Origin of the sequence: Hydrogenovibrio halophilus DSM 15072 (genome assembly GCF_000384235.1) — a bacterium.
Lineage (GTDB): Bacteria > Pseudomonadota > Gammaproteobacteria > Thiomicrospirales > Thiomicrospiraceae > Hydrogenovibrio > Hydrogenovibrio halophilus.
Map to the genome: position 1 here is coordinate 1749873 of NZ_KB913033.1, position 19214 is coordinate 1769086.

Annotated in this window: 20 protein-coding genes and 2 riboswitches; of the genes, 8 read left to right on the forward strand and 12 right to left on the reverse strand. The window is 57.2% G+C overall.

The window, feature by feature from the left end:
- Positions 1-4: 4 nt before the first annotated feature.
- The 5 genes from A377_RS12290 to A377_RS0108400 all read left to right on the forward strand — a co-directional run bounded on the left by A377_RS12290 (position 5) and on the right by A377_RS0108400 (position 4771).
- On the forward strand, positions 5-2422 hold the full coding sequence (locus tag A377_RS12290; protein WP_157760802.1) for a DNA internalization-related competence protein ComEC/Rec2: 2418 nt from the start codon (positions 5-7) through the stop codon (positions 2420-2422).
- Positions 2423-2491: 69 nt separating this feature from the next.
- On the forward strand, positions 2492-3571 hold the full coding sequence (lpxK, locus tag A377_RS12295) for a tetraacyldisaccharide 4'-kinase (RefSeq protein ID WP_019895846.1): 1080 nt from the start codon (positions 2492-2494) through the stop codon (positions 3569-3571).
- Positions 3568-3777 carry a Trm112 family protein gene (locus A377_RS0108390; RefSeq protein ID WP_019895847.1) on the forward strand — a complete coding sequence of 70 codons (210 nt, stop codon included), beginning with the start codon at positions 3568-3570 and terminating at the stop codon, positions 3775-3777. The genes lpxK and A377_RS0108390 overlap by 4 nt, the downstream gene beginning before the upstream one ends.
- 5 nt (positions 3778-3782) lie before the next feature.
- On the forward strand, positions 3783-4568 hold the full coding sequence (gene kdsB, locus A377_RS0108395; RefSeq protein ID WP_019895848.1) for a 3-deoxy-manno-octulosonate cytidylyltransferase: 786 nt from the start codon (positions 3783-3785) through the stop codon (positions 4566-4568).
- On the forward strand, positions 4565-4771 hold the full coding sequence (locus A377_RS0108400; RefSeq protein WP_019895849.1) for a hypothetical protein: 207 nt from the start codon (positions 4565-4567) through the stop codon (positions 4769-4771). Before kdsB ends, A377_RS0108400 begins: the two co-directional genes overlap by 4 nt.
- Here the strand turns inward: A377_RS0108400 and A377_RS0108405 are convergent.
- The 6 genes from A377_RS0108405 to A377_RS0108430 form a co-directional block, all read right to left on the reverse strand.
- A complete protein-coding gene (locus A377_RS0108405) occupies positions 4741-5667 on the reverse strand; it encodes a cobalamin-binding protein (protein ID WP_019895850.1) in 927 nt (308 codons plus the stop codon). The genes A377_RS0108400 and A377_RS0108405 overlap by 31 nt on opposite strands.
- Positions 5630-6241, reverse strand: a complete 612-nt coding sequence (gene cobO, locus A377_RS0108410) for a cob(I)yrinic acid a,c-diamide adenosyltransferase (protein ID WP_019895851.1) — start codon at positions 6239-6241, stop codon at positions 5630-5632. Before cobO ends, A377_RS0108405 begins: the two co-directional genes overlap by 38 nt.
- Before the next feature lie 10 nt (positions 6242-6251).
- Positions 6252-8096 carry a TonB-dependent receptor plug domain-containing protein gene (locus A377_RS0108415; protein WP_019895853.1) on the reverse strand — a complete coding sequence of 615 codons (1845 nt, stop codon included), beginning with the start codon at positions 8094-8096 and terminating at the stop codon, positions 6252-6254.
- Between the two features lie 175 nt (positions 8097-8271).
- Positions 8272-8489, reverse strand: a riboswitch (cobalamin riboswitch).
- 69 nt (positions 8490-8558) lie between these two features.
- Positions 8559-9086 carry a DsrE/DsrF/DrsH-like family protein gene (locus A377_RS0108420; RefSeq protein WP_019895854.1) on the reverse strand — a complete coding sequence of 176 codons (528 nt, stop codon included), beginning with the start codon at positions 9084-9086 and terminating at the stop codon, positions 8559-8561.
- Positions 9079-9318: a hypothetical protein gene (locus A377_RS0108425; RefSeq protein ID WP_019895855.1), complete on the reverse strand. Its 240-nt coding sequence runs from the start codon at positions 9316-9318 to the stop codon at positions 9079-9081. Before A377_RS0108425 ends, A377_RS0108420 begins: the two co-directional genes overlap by 8 nt.
- Positions 9315-9776 (reverse strand): DUF1841 family protein, encoded by a 462-nt coding sequence (locus A377_RS0108430; protein WP_019895857.1) that lies wholly within the window; start codon positions 9774-9776, stop codon positions 9315-9317. The genes A377_RS0108425 and A377_RS0108430 overlap by 4 nt, the downstream gene beginning before the upstream one ends.
- 167 nt (positions 9777-9943) lie before the next feature.
- Here A377_RS0108430 and A377_RS0108435 point away from each other — a divergent pair, with 167 nt between their 5' ends.
- The 3 genes from A377_RS0108435 (at position 9944) to A377_RS0108445 (ending at position 14418) form a co-directional block, all read left to right on the forward strand.
- On the forward strand, positions 9944-11350 hold the full coding sequence (locus tag A377_RS0108435; RefSeq protein ID WP_019895858.1) for an ATP-binding protein: 1407 nt from the start codon (positions 9944-9946) through the stop codon (positions 11348-11350).
- A gap of 10 nt (positions 11351-11360) precedes the next feature.
- The gene (locus A377_RS0108440; protein WP_019895860.1) at positions 11361-12113 is read left to right on the forward strand and encodes a response regulator; all 753 of its coding nucleotides are present in this window, start codon (positions 11361-11363) and stop codon (positions 12111-12113) included.
- 47 nt (positions 12114-12160) lie between these two features.
- Positions 12161-12235: riboswitch (cyclic di-GMP riboswitch) on the forward strand.
- Between the two features lie 608 nt (positions 12236-12843).
- Positions 12844-14418, forward strand: a complete 1575-nt coding sequence (locus A377_RS0108445; protein ID WP_019895862.1) for a peptide chain release factor 3 — start codon at positions 12844-12846, stop codon at positions 14416-14418.
- Positions 14419-14756: 338 nt separating this feature from the next.
- On the opposite strand, the gene mgtE is transcribed toward A377_RS0108445, so the two are convergent.
- From mgtE to A377_RS0108480, 6 genes are all read right to left on the reverse strand, one after another.
- Positions 14757-16115 (reverse strand): magnesium transporter, encoded by a 1359-nt coding sequence (gene mgtE / locus A377_RS0108455; RefSeq protein ID WP_019895865.1) that lies wholly within the window; start codon positions 16113-16115, stop codon positions 14757-14759.
- Positions 16116-16244: 129 nt separating this feature from the next.
- Positions 16245-16586: a ribosome hibernation-promoting factor, HPF/YfiA family gene (gene hpf, locus A377_RS0108460; protein ID WP_019895866.1), complete on the reverse strand. Its 342-nt coding sequence runs from the start codon at positions 16584-16586 to the stop codon at positions 16245-16247.
- 87 nt (positions 16587-16673) lie between these two features.
- Positions 16674-17402, reverse strand: a complete 729-nt coding sequence (lptB, locus tag A377_RS0108465) for an LPS export ABC transporter ATP-binding protein (RefSeq protein ID WP_019895867.1) — start codon at positions 17400-17402, stop codon at positions 16674-16676.
- A complete protein-coding gene (gene lptA, locus A377_RS0108470) occupies positions 17402-17959 on the reverse strand; it encodes a lipopolysaccharide transport periplasmic protein LptA (RefSeq protein WP_019895869.1) in 558 nt (185 codons plus the stop codon). Before lptA ends, lptB begins: the two co-directional genes overlap by 1 nt.
- Positions 17956-18594, reverse strand: a complete 639-nt coding sequence (lptC, locus tag A377_RS0108475; RefSeq protein WP_019895871.1) for an LPS export ABC transporter periplasmic protein LptC — start codon at positions 18592-18594, stop codon at positions 17956-17958. Before lptC ends, lptA begins: the two co-directional genes overlap by 4 nt.
- A 79-nt stretch (positions 18595-18673) precedes the next feature.
- Positions 18674-19201, reverse strand: coding sequence for a KdsC family phosphatase (locus tag A377_RS0108480; protein WP_019895872.1), 528 nt, complete (start codon positions 19199-19201; stop codon positions 18674-18676).
- Positions 19202-19214 lie beyond the last annotated feature (13 nt).

Below are 19214 nucleotides of genomic sequence, written 5' to 3' on the forward strand. Positions count from 1 at the left end.
TCAGTTGTCGTGGCTGCCGCAACCATCGCAGGGGTGGGGCGTGTTGGCAGGGGCGGTCGGGTTGCTGCTGGCACGGTCGTTTGTCTGTCGTCGGCCCATCTGCGGGCGGTGGGCCAACCATCTGAGCGCCCTTATTATAGGCATTGTTCTGGGGTTTTTCTGGCCTTTTTTTCTGACCGACGTGCGCACTCTGCTGGCCCCGGAAATGCTGTTTGAGCCGATCGAGGTGCGTGGCGAAGTGGTGGGCCTGACCGAAGTGACGGTGCTGGATGCCGACAGCGGGTTTCAACGCGCCACCTTTCGTCTGTCGCTGCAGCAGGCCCGGCGTCCGAATACGGAATCGGATGCCGGTTCCCCCGGTTTTGACCAGGCCTGGTCGTTTTTCCCTCCCGAAATCGAAGTCCACTGGTATGGCCCCGATGCAATGCCCCGACCCGGAGAAATCTGGTCAATGTGGGTCAAGCTCAAACCGGCGTGGGGCAGCCGCAATCCGGGCGCGTTTGATTACGAAGCCTGGTTGCTGCAACAGGGCATTGTCGCGCGCGGTTATGTGCGCAAAGAGGGTCGGCCCGAGCGCCTGACGACCGACACGACCTGGCGCAGTCAGGTGGCCGAATCCCTGGCTCCGCTGCTGGATCGGGCCGAATTCGGGCACATTTATCGGGGCCTGATTTACGGCGACCGCAGCGGTCTTTCCGGCGAAGACTGGACGCTGCTGCGCGAGACCGGCACCATTCATCTGATGGCCATTTCCGGCCTGCACATCGGTCTGATGGCGGCCATCGGCTATGGGGTGTTTGCCTGGCTCTGGTCGCTGGCGGTGCGGGTGCGTCCTTATGCGCGGCTGGCGTTTGTGCCGCGGCCTTTGTTTGCGGCGCTGGGGGCGTTGATGCTGGCGGGCGTTTATGCGATGCTGGCCGGTTGGGCGATCCCCACGCAGCGGGCCTGGTTGATGCTGGCGGCGGGGCTGGCGTTTCTGTTTCTGCGGCGGCGTTTTCAGCCTGTGTCCGTTCTGGCGCTGGCGGCGTTTCTGGTGGTGTGGGTGGCACCGAGTTCGATTCTGTCACAGGGGTTCTGGCTGTCGTTTGCGGCGGTGGGGCTGATTTTTGCCTTGATGCGTCAGCCCTGGGCAAGGAACGCGCCCAAATGGCAGCAGTTGTTGTTGATTCAGGCGGTGCTGACTGTGGGGTTGATGCCGCTGCTGGCGGTGTTTTATCAGCAATGGGTGCCGGGCAGCTTTGTCGCCAATCTGGTGGCGGTGCCGTTTGTGACCCTGATCGGGTTGCCGCTGTTGGCGCTGGCCACGCTGTTGGGCACGGCTTGGGAGAGTGGCGCGGTTTGGGTGCTGAGCGTCAGCGATGCGCTCTGGCAGTGGTTGTGGACGTTTTTGCAGTGGCAGCAGCATTTGTGGCAAAGCTCGGTGACCAGTCCCTGGGCGCTTTGGCAGGCGCTGGGCGTTTACGCACTGGGGTTGGCGCTTTGGCATCTGTACCGGCGTTGGCAGACTTCGCAAACGCTTGGCGCGGGGTTGGTGGTTTCTCTGGTTTTGGCGGTGGTGGTGTTTTGGCCGCAGTCACCCGGGCGACCGGCACCGGGCGAGGTGACGATGACGGTGCTGGATGTGGGGCAGGCGCAGGCGCTGGTGTTTGAAACGGCGAACGAAGTGGTGGTGTATGACACAGGCGCAAAGTGGGGCGCCAGACTGGATGGGACCAAACTGGCGATTTCCCCTTATTTGCAGCGCCAGCAACGTAAAAAGGTGGGCCTGCTGCTGGTCAGTCATGCCGATCAGGATCACATGGGCGGGACGGCCAGTCTGTTGGCGCAATGGCCGGTGGCGGAGGCGTTTTCCGGTCAGCCGGACCGGTTGAATCAACGTTTGAACCACCCCGGCGCGTTTACGGCCTGTGATAATGACCAGGCCTGGTGGTTTTCCGGGGTGCGTTTTGAGGTGCTGGCACCGGGACCGGACCTGCCCGAACCCGGAAACGATAACGATGCGTCCTGTGTGTTGCGGGTTCAGGCGGGCGCGCATTCGGTGCTGGTGACCGGCGATGTGGGCAAAACCATGGAAACCGCTCTGGTCGATCATGGGGCTGCGCTCGACAGCGATGTGCTGGTGGCGGGGCATCATGGCAGTGATACGTCCAGTGGTCGGGCATTTTTGCAGGCGGTGTCGCCGCAGACGGTGGTGTTCAGCAGCGGTTTTGCCAATCGTTATGACTTTCCCAAGGCCGAAGTGGTCGAACGGGTGGAGGCGAGCGGTGCCCGCTGGCGCAACACCGCCTGCGAAGGCGCACTGCGTTTTCACCTGACCATTGATGGCGTGGTGGCCGAACCCGGATGGCGTCAGCAGTCAAAGCGGTGGTATCATAATGCCTGTGAAGATTATCCCTCGATTTCCTCTTTTGTTTCCCGTTGACCGCTTGCCGCGCAGAGGGTCGTGTCGTCTGCGCCGCCGATCTGGTTGCTCGAGCGCAAGGAACCGCGCATGAGCTGGCCGTCTTTCTGGCAGACCTCGTCGTTTTCCCTGTCTGGCTGGGCACTGCGTCCGCTGGGCGCTCTGGTGTGCCGGGTCGCGCGTCAGCGCCTGAAACGTTTCCGTCAGACGCCGCCAGTGTCACCGGCCCCTTGTCCGGTGTTGGTGGTGGGCAATCTGACGGTGGGTGGCAGTGGCAAAACCCCGTTTATTCAGTGGCTGGGACAGTCGCTGCAACAAAAAGGCTGGCGCATTGGTGTGATCAGTCGCGGCTATGGCGGCCAGGCTGAAATCTGGCCGCAATGGGTGACGCCGGAGTCCGACCCGGAACAGGTGGGGGACGAACCCGTTTTGCTGGCACAGACTCTGCGCTGCCCGGTGGCCGTGGCGCCGGATCGGCCGCAGGCGCTGCAGTGCCTGATCGACAGGGCCGGTGTGTTGGATCTGATCATCAGTGACGATGGTTTGCAGCATTTTGCGCTGGCGCGGGATCTGGAAGTGGTGGTGCTGGATGGCGCGCGCGGGCTGGGCAATGGCCGTTGCCTGCCGGCCGGGCCCTTGCGTGAACCGGCCAGCCGTCTGCAATCGGTGGATTGGGTGGTGAGCAACGGGACGCCGCAACCGGCGTTGCAGGCGGCCGTGAGATCGCATCGGTTCCATGATGACCGTGGGGCGGGTGGCGAAGTCGATGCGCAGTTGTCGTTGCAGCCCGCTTTTTTTTACCGGGTGCGCCGACCTCAGGAGCAGGTGTCGCTGGCGACCTTTGCCGAAGCGTCGGTGCAGGCGGTGGCGGGCATTGGCCATCCCGAGCGCTTTTTCCAGACCCTGCGTCCACTGGTCAAGGCGCTGGACGCGAGTGCGTTTGCCGATCACCATGCGTATCGCGCCGACGATTTCAAAGCGTTTGATCCACAAAAACCATTGATTATGACCGCCAAAGATGCGGTAAAATGTCAGACGTTTGCTGAAGACCATTGGTGGGCGCTGGCGGTGACGCCAAACTGCCCGCAGACCTTGCTCGATCAAATCGAACACCGCCTGAGCGATATCAAAAAGCAGAAGCGGTCGTCGTCAAAAAGAGAGACCTCATGAACCCCGAATTGCTGGACATCCTTGTCTGCCCCGTGACCAAGTCCGGGTTGCAGTACGACAAAGCCAATCAGGAACTGATTTCCACGGCCGCCACTTTGGCCTATCCGATCCGTGACGGCATCCCCGTGATGCTGGAAGACGAAGCCCGAACGCTGAGCGCCGAGGAAAAAGAACACTGGCTGAAGCAGAAGCGTCAGCAGGGTTGAGTGGGATGCATTTTGTTGTGGTCATTCCCGCCCGTTTTGAGTCCAGCCGTTTGCCGGGCAAGCCGCTGATGGACATCAACGGGCAGCCCATGATTCAGTGGACCTGGCAAAGAGCGGTGGCCGCCGGGGCCGATCAAGTGGTGATTGCCACCGAATCCGAAGCGGTACAGAACGCCTGCGAAGCGTTTGGCGCCAGAGTGTGTCTGACGTCCGACCGCCACCAGTCCGGCACCGAACGCATTGCCGAAGTGATCGATCAGTTGGCCTTGCCCGAAGACACCATTGTGGTCAATGTGCAGGGCGATGAGCCGATGCTGCCGCCGACCTTGATCCATCAGGTGGCGCAGGGGCTGGCCGAGCATCCGCAGATCCCGATGGCCACGCTCTGTGAGCCGATTGACGATGTGGAAACCGTGTTTGATCCGCATGCGGTCAAGGTGGTGCGTAATGGCGAAAACCTGGCCATGAGTTTTTCCCGTGCTCCGATTCCGTGGTCGCGTGAGACCTTTGTGGTGCATCGCTGGTTGCCGGATCATTGGCCCTACCGGCGTCACATCGGGTTGTATGCCTATCGCGCCGGGTTTGTGCAGCGTTATGTGGCCTGGCCACAGTGCGCGCTGGAGCAGGTGGAGTGCCTGGAGCAGTTGCGGGTGCTTTGGCACAATGAGCCGATTCTGGTGCTGGATGCGCTGGAAGAAGCCGGGATCGGGGTCGACACCGAAGCCGATCTGCAGAAGGTGCGCGAAAAACTGTTTGACGAATCTCTGCAAACTCCCTCGCACTCACTATGAGTAAGTTGCTGAATCTGCTTACCATTCTGGCGGTGTTGTATTTCATTTTCTGGGCGGTGCGTCGTCATTTCCGTCATCGGAAAATGGCCGCTCAGGGCTACGAAGTGCCCAGGCAACAGGGCATTCGGCCGATCACATTGCTGAGCATTGTGATGGTGGCCATGTACGGCGCCTACATGCTGTATTTTTTCTGGCCGTTCTGAATCGTTTCGCACAACTGAGGCAGGTGTTCGATAAAGCGCGCAGTGGGGCGTTGAAACACATCGGCTGACACACTGTGCAGACGGTCGTTACGCACCGCTTTCAATGTTCCATATTCCTGCCAGTCCTGTTTCCATTCGGCCGAAATGGTCGGCCCCCCGCCCAATAGAATCACGTCGGGATCGGCCTTGAGGACGGCTTCGTGGCTGATTTCCGGCACCAGTGGGGCAAGTCCGGCAAACACATTGCGCCCGCCACACAAACGAATCCCCTGACTGATAAAGTGCTTGCCATTGAGGGTCATCATCGGCGCGTGCCACAACTGGTAAAACACGGTGGTCAGCTGGTCGGTCCGGTATTGTCGGAACAGCCGCACCAATGTTTGCCGCAATTGGTCGGCGCTGCGTTCGGCTATTGCTTGCGTCCCGGCCAGACGACCGATGTGTTCGATCTGTTTGGGGATGTCGGTGAGGGTTTCGGGTTCGGTGGTGACGACTTTCAGCCCCAGTTGTTTCAGGCGTTGCACCAGCTGAGGCTGGTTGCCGCTGCGCCAGGCCAGAATCAGGTCCGGCCGCTGTGCCAGAATGGCTTCCACCTGAATGCCTTGATAATTGCCGACACGGGGCAGGGTTCTGGCTTCCATGGGATGGTCGCTGTGGGCCACGGTGGCGACCAGCGCTTCCCCCGCGCCGGCACTGTAGACCAGCTCGGTCAGATGCGGGGCCAGGGTGATGATGCGATCCGCGCCGGCCCAGACGGGCGTGATCAGAGCGATCCCAAGTGTCAGTAAGGCACTTTTGACCAGGCCTGGTAAAAAACCGGTTTTGGGGCTTTGATCCGGCTGAACAAAGCGGGCCGGATTAATAGTCCAGCCCCGGTTGTGCTTGAATCCCGGCATGAAAGGCGTGTTTTTCCTCTTTGATTTCCGACACGGTGTCGGCCAGTTCCCGCAAGGGCGCAATGGCCGAGCGGCCGGTGACAATCGCGTGTTGTTCCCTGGGGCGTTCGCTCAACGCATCCAGCACCCGGTCGGCCCGCAGATACCCCAGGCTCAGCAGGTAAGTCAGTTCGTCCAGTACCACCAGATCGTATTTTGCATCCGCAAGCATGGCTTCGGCAATGGCCCAGCCACGTTCGGCACTTTGAATGTCCGCGGTCCGGTCCTGGGTGTCCCAGGTGAACCCGTCGCCCAGAACGTGCCAGTCGCAGTTGGGGTGCTGGCGGAAAAACGCCTCTTCCCCCGTGTCGGTGCGCGCCTTGATAAACTGACACACGCCCACGTTCAAGTCATGCCCCAAAGCCCGGGCCACGGAGCCGAAGGCTGAGGTGGATTTGCCTTTGCCGTGGCCGGTCAGGACCAGCAACACGCCTTTTTTCTGATCGGCCCGCGCAATGGCGGCGTCCACCTGTGCCTTTTTGCGCTGCATGCGCACACGGTGGCGGGCCGCGGTGTCTGAATTGTGATCCGACATGGCAAGTCCTTTATAGGTCGGCACGCAGCCCGACAAAAAACTGTCGGCCGCCCTGGCTGTAAACATATTGGGGCGGAGTGCCGGTGGCGGGATAGTCCGCCACAGCGGTAATGTAATCGGCATTGGTGAGGTTTTCAATGCGCGCGTACATTTTCAGTGTCTGGCCGATCTGATATTGGGCGCGCAAATCGGTGACAACGTATTCGCCGATCTGTTTGCCCTGCCGATCCTGTGCCGGGTATTGGGTGCCGGTGTAATGGCTGTCCAATCCCAGCGACAGAGCGGTGGCAGCTTGGTAATCCAGCGACAGTTGCGCGGTCTGGTCGGGCACATAGGCCGGTGTTTCCCCTTGCTCGTTGGTCACGTCCTGCCAAGTGGCCGACGCATTCACGCGCAGGTTCCAGTCAGAGAAATGGGTGCCATAGTGCAGTTCGATGCCCCGGGAACGGGTTTCCTGATCGGCGTTCACATAAACGTTGTTCGGGTAGCTGCCCTGGGATTCGATTTTGTCGCGAATGTCGGCTTTGAACCAGGTCAGAGTCCAGTCTCCCAGACCGGCGGTGATGTCGATGGAGCGTGATTGTTCCGGTTTGAGTTCTTCCGGGTTATCGGCGCTCAGCTGTGACAGCAGGGGCGCTTTGTAACCGGAGCCGACATTCATGCTGAGGTAGGTGGTTGGGGCGAATGATTTTTTGACCCCGATTTTGCCGGTCAAGGCGTTTTCAAAACGGTCAAACGCATCAAAACGCAGGGATTCGGTCACGGCCCAGCCCCGATCAAACTGGTTGTGGTTGGTCAGGCTGACCCCATTTTGAGTGAAGTCCTCGCGCTCCGAAAAGCTGCTGACGCTGTCATAGGTTTTGCGGTTGGCGCTGACTTGCACAAAATCGACCTGACGATAGGCGCGGGTCAGTGAGAGTTTCTGCTCGGACAAGGTGCCTTCGTATTCGGTGGTGCCAAACCCGGTGTGAAAGGCCCGCTCAATCCGGTTGTGATGGAGTTGTGCCCGGCCTTGCCAGGGGCCTCGTTGGTATTGGTAGCGAATCGAACGGGTCAGTTGGTCGTATTCGTTCCAGTTGTCGGCTTCGGCGTCGCTGCCATCGTCATAGTCGGTGGTCGCGCTGGCGGTTCGAATCCGGGTTTCGATGCGATGATGCTCGTTGAGGTTCAGGCCCAACCGGAATCCAATGTCGGTTTGCTGGTGCCCGTCGTCCTCAAAGTCTTCGGCCTCCTGATTGTATGGCCGCACGGCGGAAAAGCCGTTTGTGTCCAGCGTGAAAAAATCCACGCCGAAATCGACCCGCTCATTGCTACGCCCCAGCCCGGCGTGCAATTGCTTGTGGCCATGACTGCCCACTTCCATGCTTGCCTGAGTGGTGTCACTTTTAGAGGTGATGATGTTGATTACGCCTGCGGCGGCATTGGCGCCCCAGACACCGGACTGGGCGCCTTTCAGGATTTCAATGCGCTCGACGTCGGCCAGCCGCAATCGATGCAGGTTGGCGCCGCTCAGGCCAGACGGGTCGGTCTGTTCCACACCATTGATCAGCACCAGCAGGTTGTCCTGAGAAAAACCGCGCACATAGGTGCTGCTTTGCTGGCCAGTGCCACCGGCGGGTTTGACGCTGAAGCCCGGCTGGGCTTTGAGGGCGTCGTTCAGGGTCTGATATTGCTTTTGTTCGATCTCGCTTCGGGTGATGACCGTGACATTGGCGGTGACGTCATCGGCTTTTTGTGGCTGGTCGGTGGCGGTGATCACCAGGCTGCCCAGTTCGGTGGGCGCGTTTTCTGCCAACGCGGGCTGGGTGGTGGTCAGTGCAAAAATGGCGGGTGCCAGTTGTGACAGTCGGTTCATGCTATGTTCCTTCATTTGAATTCAAATGAAGGCAAAACGGGGAGACTTAACCTGCGCCTGAATCCGTGACTTCATCCACGCTGAAATCACGGATTCAGGCTGCGCTTTTTTGGCAGGAATGTTTTACAAGTGTGCCGCATTGCCCTCCGCAATCGGTCAAACCCGGTTTTTGACCAGGCCTGGTTGTTTTCAGGCCGGTATCCGGGCTTAAGAGCGGTTTGCCGACGCCTTCTCAAGTGCCATGTTCGGGCACTCAATGGCTGGGTGTCATACCCTTGTCGACGCTTCTCTATCACCGTTGCGGGGGCAGCATGGGGGTTTCACCCATTTCCCGTTTAACCGAATGGCCTCTGAACACAGAAGGCCTCCGGCACCTGAAAAAACGCCATTATAGTGGTTTCAAAATAAATCAGGTTGATTTTGCTTCAAGCAAAGATGAATTTCATTCATGAAGCATCTGGGTTAAATAAACAGGCTTTGCTGGGAAGGGGAGCGGGCAAAGTAGGTGGCGGCACCGGCATAGTCGAGCCCTTCGATCAGATCGTCGCGGGTGTAGCCGAGCAGTTCCATGCTCATCTGACAGACGGTGAATTTGACGCCCATGTCCAGGCAGATGGCACGCAGTTCGTCAAAAGGCAACTGGTTGTGCCGGGCCAGGGTTTTGTGAAACAGCCGGGTGGACAGGCCGGTCATGCCGGGCAAGGACCAGACGATGTCGGGCAGGACGCGCCAGTTGACGTTTTGCAGCCATTTTGGCCCAAAGGGCAGTTTGAGAGGCATGGCCGGATTGCCCACAGGGGAGACGCGCAATCTGGACGTGTCTTTACGCAGGCATTCGATGCCGTAGAAGGTGAAAAAGATTTCCACTTCCTTGTCCATGGCGGCGGCGGTGCTGGCGAGAATCATGGGCGGATAGGCCCAATCCAATGTGCCTTTGGATTGAATCAGGCTGAGTTTGGCGGTTTCAGAGTTGTCAGGGGTCTCAAGCATCACGGTCACGACTCTGGTCAGTGGGTGTTGGCTCTGGGGCGGGTTGAACCAGTTTTTGGGTGAAGCGGTAGGACAGCCACAGCGCCGGGGCAATCACCACAAACGTAAACAGGCTGTTGATCAGGGTGGTCAGTGGGGTTTCGCCCTGAAACTGGGTGACCACGGCGACCACCAGCGCAATGATCAGGGCATTGCGCAGTGCGCGTTTGTGGGGAGCGGGACGGTCGGTCATGCATCGGTCCTTTTGTGATTTGGGTTCAGAATAAGCACCCGCTGTTGCAGGCATTGCAGATAGGCAATTTCGTCCGGCTGCCCCTGGGTTTGCTGGGCTTGCCACAGGGCTTCGCCCAGACATTCGAGCATTTCGTGTTCGGTGGCGTGAAAGTCGCGGGTTTTTTGGGTCATTTGTTCATACACCGCCTGAATGCCAGCGGGGCGGTCCAGTGACACCTGTTCTTCCAGCGCCAAATGCATCCCCATGTGCAGAAACGGGTTGGTTTCACCGTCTTCGGGGGCGTAGTCATTGCCCAGGTGTGCCTGGTTTTCCAGCATGCGATGGTATTCCGGGTGCTTTTCAATCACGCGGGCAACGCGCGTTTCCATGGCGTCCAGCGTTTGATTGCTGCGGGCTTTGCGCCAGGTGTCGGCGTAGAATTGACGCATTTTGTCGCGTTCGGTGGTATAAAACATGGCGGACCTGAATTTGGCAGGTTAAAAGGCTATTTTATCGGCTTTGCAGGACGAATGCGAGACGTCTGCGTGCATAGTCCTTTCACAAAGGTCGCTGATAAATACAATAGAATACGAGTACTGTCTTAAAAAGTGGGTAAGGTGTGATTTCTAAAATGCTGGGTGGGATGACGCTGCGGGTAAAATTTATCCTGCTGTTGGTGGCGTTTGGGACATTGATGCTGGGGGTGATGACGTGGAACCACCAGTATCTGTTGCATTCGACCATGATCAAGTATGTGGACAAGCGCGATCAATTGCGTCTGGAGCGGCTGAAAAACAACCTGGAAGTCTATATGGACGAAAAGGCGATTTTTGACAGCGCCAACATTTCTCAGGATGTGTGGCAGCGCCTGCTCACGGCCTCGCACCGGGTGGATCTGACGCATACCTACATTCCGCTGGACATTTTGCTGGAACGCCAATACCCCAAGCTGCTGAAAATTCACCCGGACGTGTTTGAGCGTCGGGTCAGTCTGGTCAGTCGCGATGGCGATGTGATTTATGGCCCCGAACCCACCGAAGGCGGCCTGATGGAGTGCATCTGGGTGGATCGGGATGAGGCCGGGCACCTGGCCTACAGCCATCGTCAGGTGCTGACCGATAAAAACGACATTGAGTTTGCGGCCAACCAATCGTTTGTGTTTACCGCCTGGGCGCTGGTGATTTCGTTGATGGCGGTGATTCTTCTGTGGCCGTTTGCGGAGCATTTCCTCAGGCCCATTACCACCATTGCACAGGGGATGCGGCGCTTGTCTCAGGGCAAGTTCGGAACCCGGTTGCCCAAAAACCGCAATGATGAGCTGGGTCAGTTGCAGCAGGATTTCAACCATCTGGCCGCCAGTCTGGAAAAAAGCCAGCAGAGCCGCAATCAGTGGATCGCCGACATTTCGCATGAACTGCGCACGCCGCTGACGGTGCTCAGAGGTCGGCTGGAAGCCATTAAGGATGGCATTTACCAGGCCGATGGCGACAAAATCCACGAGCTTTACGAAGAGGTGATGATCCTCAATCGCCTGGTGGAGGACCTGTATCAGGTTACCTTGAATGACATCGGTGGATTGAATTACAAGATGAACCAGGTAGAGTTGACGGCCTTGGTTGATCGTGCCATTGGACTGGTGGCCGAACCGATCCGACAGAAAGGTCTGGTTCTGAGCAGAGAGTTGGGCGATGAAAAACTGGTGTTGCAGGGCGACGAAGACCGTTTGCAGCAACTGTTTGTCAATCTGCTGGTCAACAGCCTGACCTATACCGACGCCGATCCCGAGGGTCAGATACGGGTTCGGTTGCAGCGTCAGGGAGCCCTGGCCCGCGTGACCATCGAAGATTCGGCGCCGGGGGTCAGTGATCAGGAATTGACGCACCTGTTCGAACGTCTGTATCGCACCGAAGTCTCGCGCAGTCGTCGTCATGGCGGTGCCGGGTTGGGGCTGTCGATCGTTCAACAGATCGTCAGCGCTCACGGGGGCGACATTCAGGCCGGGCATTCTGAGCTCGGAGGCATTAAAATGACGGTAACGCTCCCTTTGTAAAGGAAATAAGATGACAGACACCCATGGCTCGCCCCGGATTCTGATTGTGGAAGATGAGGCCAAAATTGCCGACATTGTTCAGGCGTATCTTGAGAAGGAAGGCTTTGCCACCCATCAGTTGAACCGGGGGGACGAAGTGGAACCCTGGCTGGAAGCCCATTCGGCGGATTTGATGATACTGGACCGGATGCTGCCGGGCAAAGATGGCATTGCGGTGTGTCAGGCGGTGCGCACCTTTTCCCGAATTCCGATTATGATGCTGACGGCCAAGGTCGAAGAGGTGGACCGGGTGCTGGGGCTGGAAACCGGTGCCGACGATTATTTGTGCAAACCGTTCAGCCCCAAGGAAGTGGTGGCACGGGTCAAGGCCTTGTTGCGTCGTCGTTATGAGTACGACCTGAAAACGCACGTGACCGACTGGGAAATGGACGAGGAACGGTATCAGGTTCATTATCAGGGCCAGCACGTGAGTTTGTCGGTGGTGGAATTTGCGATCTTAAAACTTTTGAGCCAGAGCCCCGGCCGGATTTTTTCCCGTGGACAGTTGATCAGTTCCATCTACCCGGACAACCGGGTGGTCTCCGACCGGACGGTGGACAGCCACATCAAGAAGCTGCGCCACAAGCTGTTCGATGCTCTGACCGAAGACGACATCATTCATTCGGTGTATGGGGTAGGGTACAAGTTTGAATTGCCGGACGCAGCAGCGGCGTCCACCGACTCTCAAAAAACCGACGATCAGAAAATCACAGAAAAGTCGTAAAAGGGCTTGCAAAGCCCGATTGGGATCAATACAATAAACCTGAATTAGAAAGAAAAAGCTAAATTCGTCGCGAGGCGGAGGCGGAAAACCACGGATCTCACTGAGATGGCCGGGTTACCTTTCTGGAAAGCATCGTTTACGATTCTCTCCGGTATGTCACTGTTTCCAGTGACACCTCTCTCCTCGCTACCAGTCGCTTTTTCCGGTTTTACAAGAACACTTTTTTCGATCGTTTAAAACGTCGATTTATGCGCATTTTGCATGGGCATTCAACGGCATTTCAATGGGTCGCTGTCCGACACCCGATCGGGTGTCGCATGGAATAAAAAGTTTTGTTGTAAAACCGAGGGCGGTTTCCGTCCTGTGTTTTACCGTGTTTCAGAGTGCAACTGAAAGCCCCCCTTCCCTGTCTGACAGGGTTACCACACTTGGGGGAATTTGGAGGGCCGTCCGGCCCTCACTTTTTTTTCTGCGTTTTTTTCTGCTTTTGTCTTTTTGCCGACGGCTTCTTTTTTCGTCCGCCCAATCGTTTATAATGCCCAATATTCTAGGACAGGTCAAGTTGTGTCCTTTGCATCAGACCCAAAGCGGATAAAAACAATCCTGTTTTGATTTCGATCTGACTGTTCGCTTTTCTTTTCGGCGGCGAACTCGGTGTCTGATGCCAAAGGCTCCGTTCGTGATCTGATTTCGTCTGAACGTTCATTTTATTAAAAGCGCCATCTCATTTATGTCTCACCATTTGGAAACGACCAAGCGTCGGACTTTTGCCATCATTTCCCACCCGGACGCCGGGAAAACCACGGTCACAGAAAAATTGCTGCTGTATGGGGGCGCGATACAGCTCGCCGGTTCGGTCAAGAGCCGCAAAACCGACCGGGCCGCCACCTCGGACTGGATGAAAATGGAGCAGGAACGCGGGATTTCCGTGGCCTCCTCGGTGATGCAGTTTCCTTATCGCGATGTGATGATCAACCTGCTGGACACGCCGGGGCATGAGGATTTCTCCGAGGACACCTATCGGACCCTGACCGCGGTCGATTCGGCCTTGATGGTGATCGATGTGGCCAAAGGGGTGGAAGATCGCACCATCAAGCTGATGGACGTGTGTCGTCTGCGCGATACCCCGATTCTGACCTTCATCAATAAGCTGGATCGGGAAGGCAAGGAGCCGATTGAACTGCTGGACGAAGTCGAGGAGGTGCTGAAAATCGATTGCGCGCCGGTAACCTGGCCAATTGGGATGGGCAAGCGCTTTAAAGGCATCTACCATTTGTATGATGACACCATCCGCCTGTTTGCGGTCGCGGACGGCTTGCACGCGTCGGAAGGCGAGGTGATCGAAGGGCTGGATAACCCACGTCTGGACGACTGCCTGGGCGACCAGGCCCAGGAGTTGCGTGACGAAGTCGAGCTGGTGCGGGGCGCCAGCCACGAATTTGATCTGGACGCGTTTTTGTCGGGCAAGCTGACGCCAGTGTATTTTGGCTCGGCGGTCAATAACTTCGGTCTGCAGGAGTTGCTGGATGGGTTTCACGACCATGCGCCCGCGCCGAAAGGACGCGAAACCGCCACCCGTTATGTTGAGTCAAGCGAAGACAAGCTCACTGGCTTCATTTTTAAAATTCAGGCCAATATGGACCCCAAGCACCGGGATCGGGTCGCCTTTATGCGGGTCGTGTCCGGCACCTATGAAAAAGGCATGAGTCTCAAGCACGTCCGTCTGGGGAAGAACGTCAAAATCGCCAAAGCCATCACCTTTCTGGCCAATCGGCGGGATCAGGCCGAGGTCGCCTATCCGGGCGACATCATTGGTCTGCACAATCACGGTACCATCAAAATCGGCGACACCTTTACCCAGGGCGAAGATCTGAAATTCACCGGCATTCCCAACTTTGCGCCCGAGCTGTTCCGTCGGGCCCAGCTCAAGGACCCGATGAAAATGAAAGCGCTGCAGAAAGGTCTGATCCAGCTTTCCGAAGAAGGGGCGACCCAGTTGTTCCGGCCAATTGCCAACAACGATCTGATTCTGGGGGCCGTTGGGATTTTGCAGTTTGAGGTGGTGGCGCAGCGACTGGTGGACGAATACAACGTCAACTGCTTTTTTGAACCGGTCAATGTGCAGACGGCGCGTTGGATCGAGGGCGACAAAGCCGAAATCGATAAATTTCTGGCCAAGGTCAAAGAGAATGTGGCTTACGACGCCGCCGATCAATTGGTGTACATTGCCCCGACCCGGGTCAACCTGAACCTCACCGAGGAGCGCTGGCCCAAGCTTCGCTTTGTCGCTACCCGGGAGCACTGAGCGTCGGTGTCCTTTGATTCCGGTGAAAGGACACCATAAGTCTCTCATTTGCAATGTTTTTTTTATGTGTTAAGGTTGGCCTATTGATTTTATGGTTTGGTTTTTACCAGGCCTGGTAAAAAACGGGTAACCACAGATGAAGCTGAAGCGTCGAGACAATATCTTTCGAACCCAAAAGAAATCGCACGGGAAGTCCTTCTTTTTGCTGTTGATCATAGTGTCTGCCGCCGGATTTTATTTTTTCGGGCAGATCAAATCGGTGTTGGCCGGTTTTTTATAACAGAAAACGCATCCCTTGCTGGCAGTGCAGAGCCTCCGCATCCCCTCGGGTGTTCGGGTTAAATCAGAATGACGGTGGCCAGTCCCAGAAACACAAAGAAGCCGAGTGAATCGGTCACTGTGGTCAGCATCAGCCCGGAAGCCAGGGCCGGATCAATTTTCATCTTCTGCAGCACCAATGGGATCATGGCACCGGCCAGAGACGCGGCGGTCAGATTGATCAGCATGGCGGCGGCAAAAATCATGCCCAGTGTCGGGTCCTGAAACCACAGGCCGGCGGCAATGCCGGTCAGGCTGGCCCAGAACAAACCGTTAAATCCTCCTACCGACGTTTCCTTCCACACCAGACTTCGACGATTTTTGCGCCCCAGTTTGCCGGTGGCCAAGGCCCGGATCACAATGGTCGCGGTCTGGGTGCCGGCAATGCCGCCCATGCTGGCGACAATCGGCATCAGAATTGCCAGGGCAACAATTTCTTCGATGGTGGCTTCAAACACGCCGATCACGATGGACGCAAAAATCGCGGTCAACAGGTTGATGCCCAGCCAGAAGGACCGTCGCCGTGCCGAAATCAGCGGCGGCGCAAACAGATCCTCTTCTTCGTCCAGACCGGCGCTGGCCATGGTCGCGCGATCGGCTTCTTCCCGGATGATGTCGACCACGTCATCAATGGTGATGCGTCCCAGAACATAGTCCCGCTGGTCGATGACCGCAATCGAAATCAGGTCGTTTTTCTCAAAAATGTTGGCCACGTCTGTGTCCGGCGTGAGTGCGTTGATGGCAAAACGGCTTTTGTCCACCAGATCGGCCACCAGTGTGTCTTCGTCATGGGTCAGCAGGTCGTTCAGTCTCAGGGTGCCTTCGTATTTGCCATGGCGGTCGCGTACGATCAGATCGACCATGTCGTTGGGCAGTTCGCCGATTTTGCGTAACAGTCGCAGCACCACTTCCAGGGTGACGTCCGAGCGGACCGATATGTAATCGGTCGACATCAGTCCGCCGGCTGTGTTTTCCGGGTAGGACAGGGCGGTGATGACCGCGTCTCTGGCCGGTCCGGGCAACGCATCAATCAGATCATGCTTATCCGATTCGGGCAGGGTTTGCAGAATGTCGGCGATGTCATCGGTTTCCAGCGACTTGGTCAGGGCAATGATTTCGTCACTGGATAGCAATTTGAGCAAACTGGCACGGACTTCGTCGTTGGTGTGGCCAAGCACCGGGCCGCGGACGTCGGCAGGCAGATATTGCCACAGACCGAGGCGGTCTTTGGGTGGCGTGGCCTCGAGCGTTTCGGCGATTTCTTCCGGAACCAGGCTGAGCAGCAGTTGTTCAATGTAGTCGTGGTTCTGCTCGCTGACGGCCTGTTGCAGCTGTTCGGCAATGGCCAGTTTGTCGTGGTGGTAGTGCACTTTGCTCATGATCGCCACAGAGTATCGATGGAATGAAGGTTTATTTTACCTGAAAGGCGTGACGAGGCCATGACAAGCGGGTAATTGGCCATAAAAAAAGCGCCGGAAGGCGCTTTTTTTATCATGCGATCACCATGATCACGCTTCTTCGGCTTGATCCGCTGACATTTGACGGGCACCACCGCTTTTTTTGTGGTGGCTGCTGATTTTTTCCTTGTGCTTGATGATCTGACGGTCGAGTTTGTCGACCAATGCATCAATGGAGGCATACATGTCGTCGGTGGTGTGCTCGGCGAACAAGTCTTTACCAGACACGTGCACTGTGGCTTCGGCCTTCTGGTTCTGCTTTTCCACCGTGAGAATCACGTGCGTATTGGTCACATGGTCAAAATGGCGGGTTAATTTCTGCATTTTTTCCGTGACATAGTCGCGCAGGGCATCGGTGATTTCAACGTGGTGGCCGGTCAGATTGATTTGCATACATGACTCCTTTTGGTCGGGGTGATACGCGTGGTTCCGCGTTTTTGATTTCATTATAGCATAGCCCCCGGCCGCCGATTCAAACACTCAAATCGCCTGAAAATCGTCGCCCAGATAGACGGCGCGGACCTGCGGGTCGGCCAGAATGGCTTCGGCTTCACCATGGGCGAGGATTTTGCCATCGTGCAAGATGTAGGCACGGTCACAGACGCCGAGTGTTTCGCGCACATTGTGGTCGGTGATCAACACGCCGATGCCGCGCTGTTTGAGCTGGCGGATGATGCCTTGAATGTCTTTGACCGAGATTGGGTCAACCCCGGCGAAGGGCTCGTCCAGCAGGATGAAAGCCGGCTCCATGGCCAGTGCCCGCGCGATTTCAACCCGGCGACGCTCTCCGCCGGAAAGGGATTGGCCCAGTTGTTCGGTAATGTGGGTGATGTGCAGGTCCTGGATCAGGGTTTGATACAGCGTTTGTCGCGCTTTCTTGTCCAGCTCGGGGCGCATTTCCAGAATGGCCATGATGTTGTCGTGCACCGTCAGGCGGCGAAAGATGGAGGCTTCCTGAGGCAGGTAACCAATGCCCAGCCGGGCGCGCTGATCGATACTCAGTTGGGTCAGTTCCCGGTCATCCAGCCAGATTTGACCAGCGTCATTGCGCACCAGTCCGGTCATCATGTAAAAGGTGGTGGTTTTTCCGGCGCCATTGGGTCCGAGCAGGCCGACGACTTCGGCGCTGTGCACGTCCATGTCCACGGAGGTGACCACCGGGCGTTTTCTGTAGCTTTTGGCCAGTTTTCGCGCGTAAAAATGTGCCATTACGGAGTCGGTTCGGATTGTGGTTGGTCGGGTTGATCAGAGTCAGGTGTTTGGGGCTGGTCGTTGGTTTTGGGATCAAAGATCACCTGCACCGGCTGTTTGTCAGAGCGATAGGCTTTCACTGTCTGGGCGTTGAGGTCGTAGAAAATTTCCTGGCCTTCGATGCTGTTTTTGTCGGCCTGTTTGACGTAGGCATTGCCCTGTAACAGCACGGTACGGTGCTCGGCGCTGTAGGTGATTTGATCGGCGTGGCCTTCCACCCATTGATCCTGCTCTGGCAGAAAACGGCGGAATTTGGCCGGCTGTCCCAAAACGATGGTTTTTTGCAGTTGGCGCTCGGGGTGGAACACGGTGGCCTTGTCGCCGGTGACCCAGGTTGAGCCCTGCTCCATGGTGACATGGCCGGTGTAGACGCTTTGCCCGGTTTGTTCTTCGCTGACCAGTTCGTCGGCCTGAATCGTGATTGGCTGGCGCTCATCCGGGATGGGTTCGGCCTGAAGAGTGGGGGCGCTGAGCCACAATGCACTGGTGACAATGATCAAAACGAGACGGTTCATAAGTGAGGCGCTCCGGATGAAGGGGACGGAAATCGGTCCCGGTGGGCGTCAGGTACCTGGTCGGGCTGCGGCCAGTGATGGGTGAACACCTGATCGTGCAGGTGCAGTAGCTCGGTTTGCAGATCGGCTTCAAACCATTCGGCGCGGGCCAGTGACTGAGGCGTGTATAAATGGGTGGTGACCGGGCTGTGCAGGCGCTGCTGGGAAGGCAGGTAATGCAGGGTTTCGGTTTCCAGTTGCCGCCATTTTGACCAGGCCTGGTCAGAACCGGGTCGGAACTGGGCCAGACGGACATCGCCGGTCAGTGTCAGGCGGTTGTCGTCAAAGGTTTGTCCCTGCAGGCTCTGAATCAGTCTCAGGCTCTGGTCGGACTGTTGCAATGAGATGGGTTTGCGCATTCGGCTTTGTTGATCCGTATCGCGATAGGTGATGCGTTCGGCATACAGGACGGTTTGGGTTGTCTCGGTCGGGTCAGCCTGGTTGTGCCAGAGTTGGCTGCCAAAGGCCTGCCACTGATAGCTTTGATCCAGGGTGATTTCCGCCTGAGAGCGCGGCTCGGAACCGGGTTTCTGCCAGAGTACCCAGGCCAGAAACGGTAACGCAAGCAGTAGTGTCAGAGTCAAACGACGCAGCATTCAATGGTCCCGGTTGGTGATTGGCCGGGACACCTGGAACGCGGCCACCGGCACTGTAAGGGTTATGGTAACAGAGTTTTCAGCGCAGGTAGAAGTCCAACTGGACTTGCCAGCGTCCCTGGGCTTTCATCAGCAGTTCGCACACCTCGCGGACACAACCTTGCCCGCCTGGATAGCGGGAAATGTAGTCAACCCTTTGCAGCACTTCCGTATCGGCGTCGGCCGGAGCAATGGCCAGGCCCACCCGGGTCAGGAGTGGCAGGTCGAGAATGTCATCGCCCACATAGGCGATCTGACTCATGTCCAGATTCAGCTCGTCGACCAGTTGCAAAAACGTGGGCAGTTTGTCGGGTACGCCCTGGAACAGGTGTTTGACTTTCAGGTCCTGCATGCGCTTTTCGGTCAAGGGAGAGCGTCGGCCGGTAATGATGGCAATGTCGATGCCGCTGTTTTGCAGCATGACCATACCGTGACCATCCCGGGTGTAAAAGGCTTTGCGTTCCAGTCCGTCATCGCCGTAGATCAGTTTGTTGTCGGACAGAACGCCATCGACGTCCAGAATCAGCAGGCGGATGGACTGGGCTTTGGCGGTGAGATCATTGGCCATGAGGGAACCTTTG

Bases quoted from the DNA above. Each gene is read 5' to 3' on its own strand.
- A377_RS0108390 (WP_019895847.1), top strand. From the start codon at position 3,568: ATGAACCCCGAATTGCTGGACATCCTTGTCTGCCCCGTGACCAAGTCC.
- A377_RS0108430 (WP_019895857.1), bottom strand. From the start codon at position 9,776: ATGTTTTATACCACCGAACGCGACAAAATGCGTCAATTCTACGCCGAC.
- mgtE (WP_019895865.1), bottom strand. From the start codon at position 16,115: ATGAGCAAAGTGCACTACCACCACGACAAACTGGCCATTGCCGAACAG.
- A377_RS0108420 (WP_019895854.1), bottom strand. From the start codon at position 9,086: ATGCTTGAGACCCCTGACAACTCTGAAACCGCCAAACTCAGCCTGATT.
- A377_RS0108400 (WP_019895849.1), top strand. From the start codon at position 4,565: ATGAGTAAGTTGCTGAATCTGCTTACCATTCTGGCGGTGTTGTATTTC.
- A377_RS0108440 (WP_019895860.1), top strand. From the start codon at position 11,361: ATGACAGACACCCATGGCTCGCCCCGGATTCTGATTGTGGAAGATGAG.
- lptA (WP_019895869.1), bottom strand. From the start codon at position 17,959: ATGAACCGTCTCGTTTTGATCATTGTCACCAGTGCATTGTGGCTCAGC.
- lptB (WP_019895867.1), bottom strand. From the start codon at position 17,402: ATGGCACATTTTTACGCGCGAAAACTGGCCAAAAGCTACAGAAAACGC.
- A377_RS0108405 (WP_019895850.1), bottom strand. From the start codon at position 5,667: ATGCCGGGATTCAAGCACAACCGGGGCTGGACTATTAATCCGGCCCGC.
- kdsB (WP_019895848.1), top strand. From the start codon at position 3,783: ATGCATTTTGTTGTGGTCATTCCCGCCCGTTTTGAGTCCAGCCGTTTG.
- A377_RS0108480 (WP_019895872.1), bottom strand. From the start codon at position 19,201: ATGGCCAATGATCTCACCGCCAAAGCCCAGTCCATCCGCCTGCTGATT.
- cobO (WP_019895851.1), bottom strand. From the start codon at position 6,241: ATGTCGGATCACAATTCAGACACCGCGGCCCGCCACCGTGTGCGCATG.
- lptC (WP_019895871.1), bottom strand. From the start codon at position 18,594: ATGCTGCGTCGTTTGACTCTGACACTACTGCTTGCGTTACCGTTTCTG.
- hpf (WP_019895866.1), bottom strand. From the start codon at position 16,586: ATGCAAATCAATCTGACCGGCCACCACGTTGAAATCACCGATGCCCTG.
- A377_RS0108425 (WP_019895855.1), bottom strand. From the start codon at position 9,318: ATGACCGACCGTCCCGCTCCCCACAAACGCGCACTGCGCAATGCCCTG.
- lpxK (WP_019895846.1), top strand. From the start codon at position 2,492: ATGAGCTGGCCGTCTTTCTGGCAGACCTCGTCGTTTTCCCTGTCTGGC.
- A377_RS0108445 (WP_019895862.1), top strand. From the start codon at position 12,844: ATGTCTCACCATTTGGAAACGACCAAGCGTCGGACTTTTGCCATCATT.
- A377_RS0108435 (WP_019895858.1), top strand. From the start codon at position 9,944: ATGACGCTGCGGGTAAAATTTATCCTGCTGTTGGTGGCGTTTGGGACA.
- A377_RS0108415 (WP_019895853.1), bottom strand. From the start codon at position 8,096: ATGAACCGACTGTCACAACTGGCACCCGCCATTTTTGCACTGACCACC.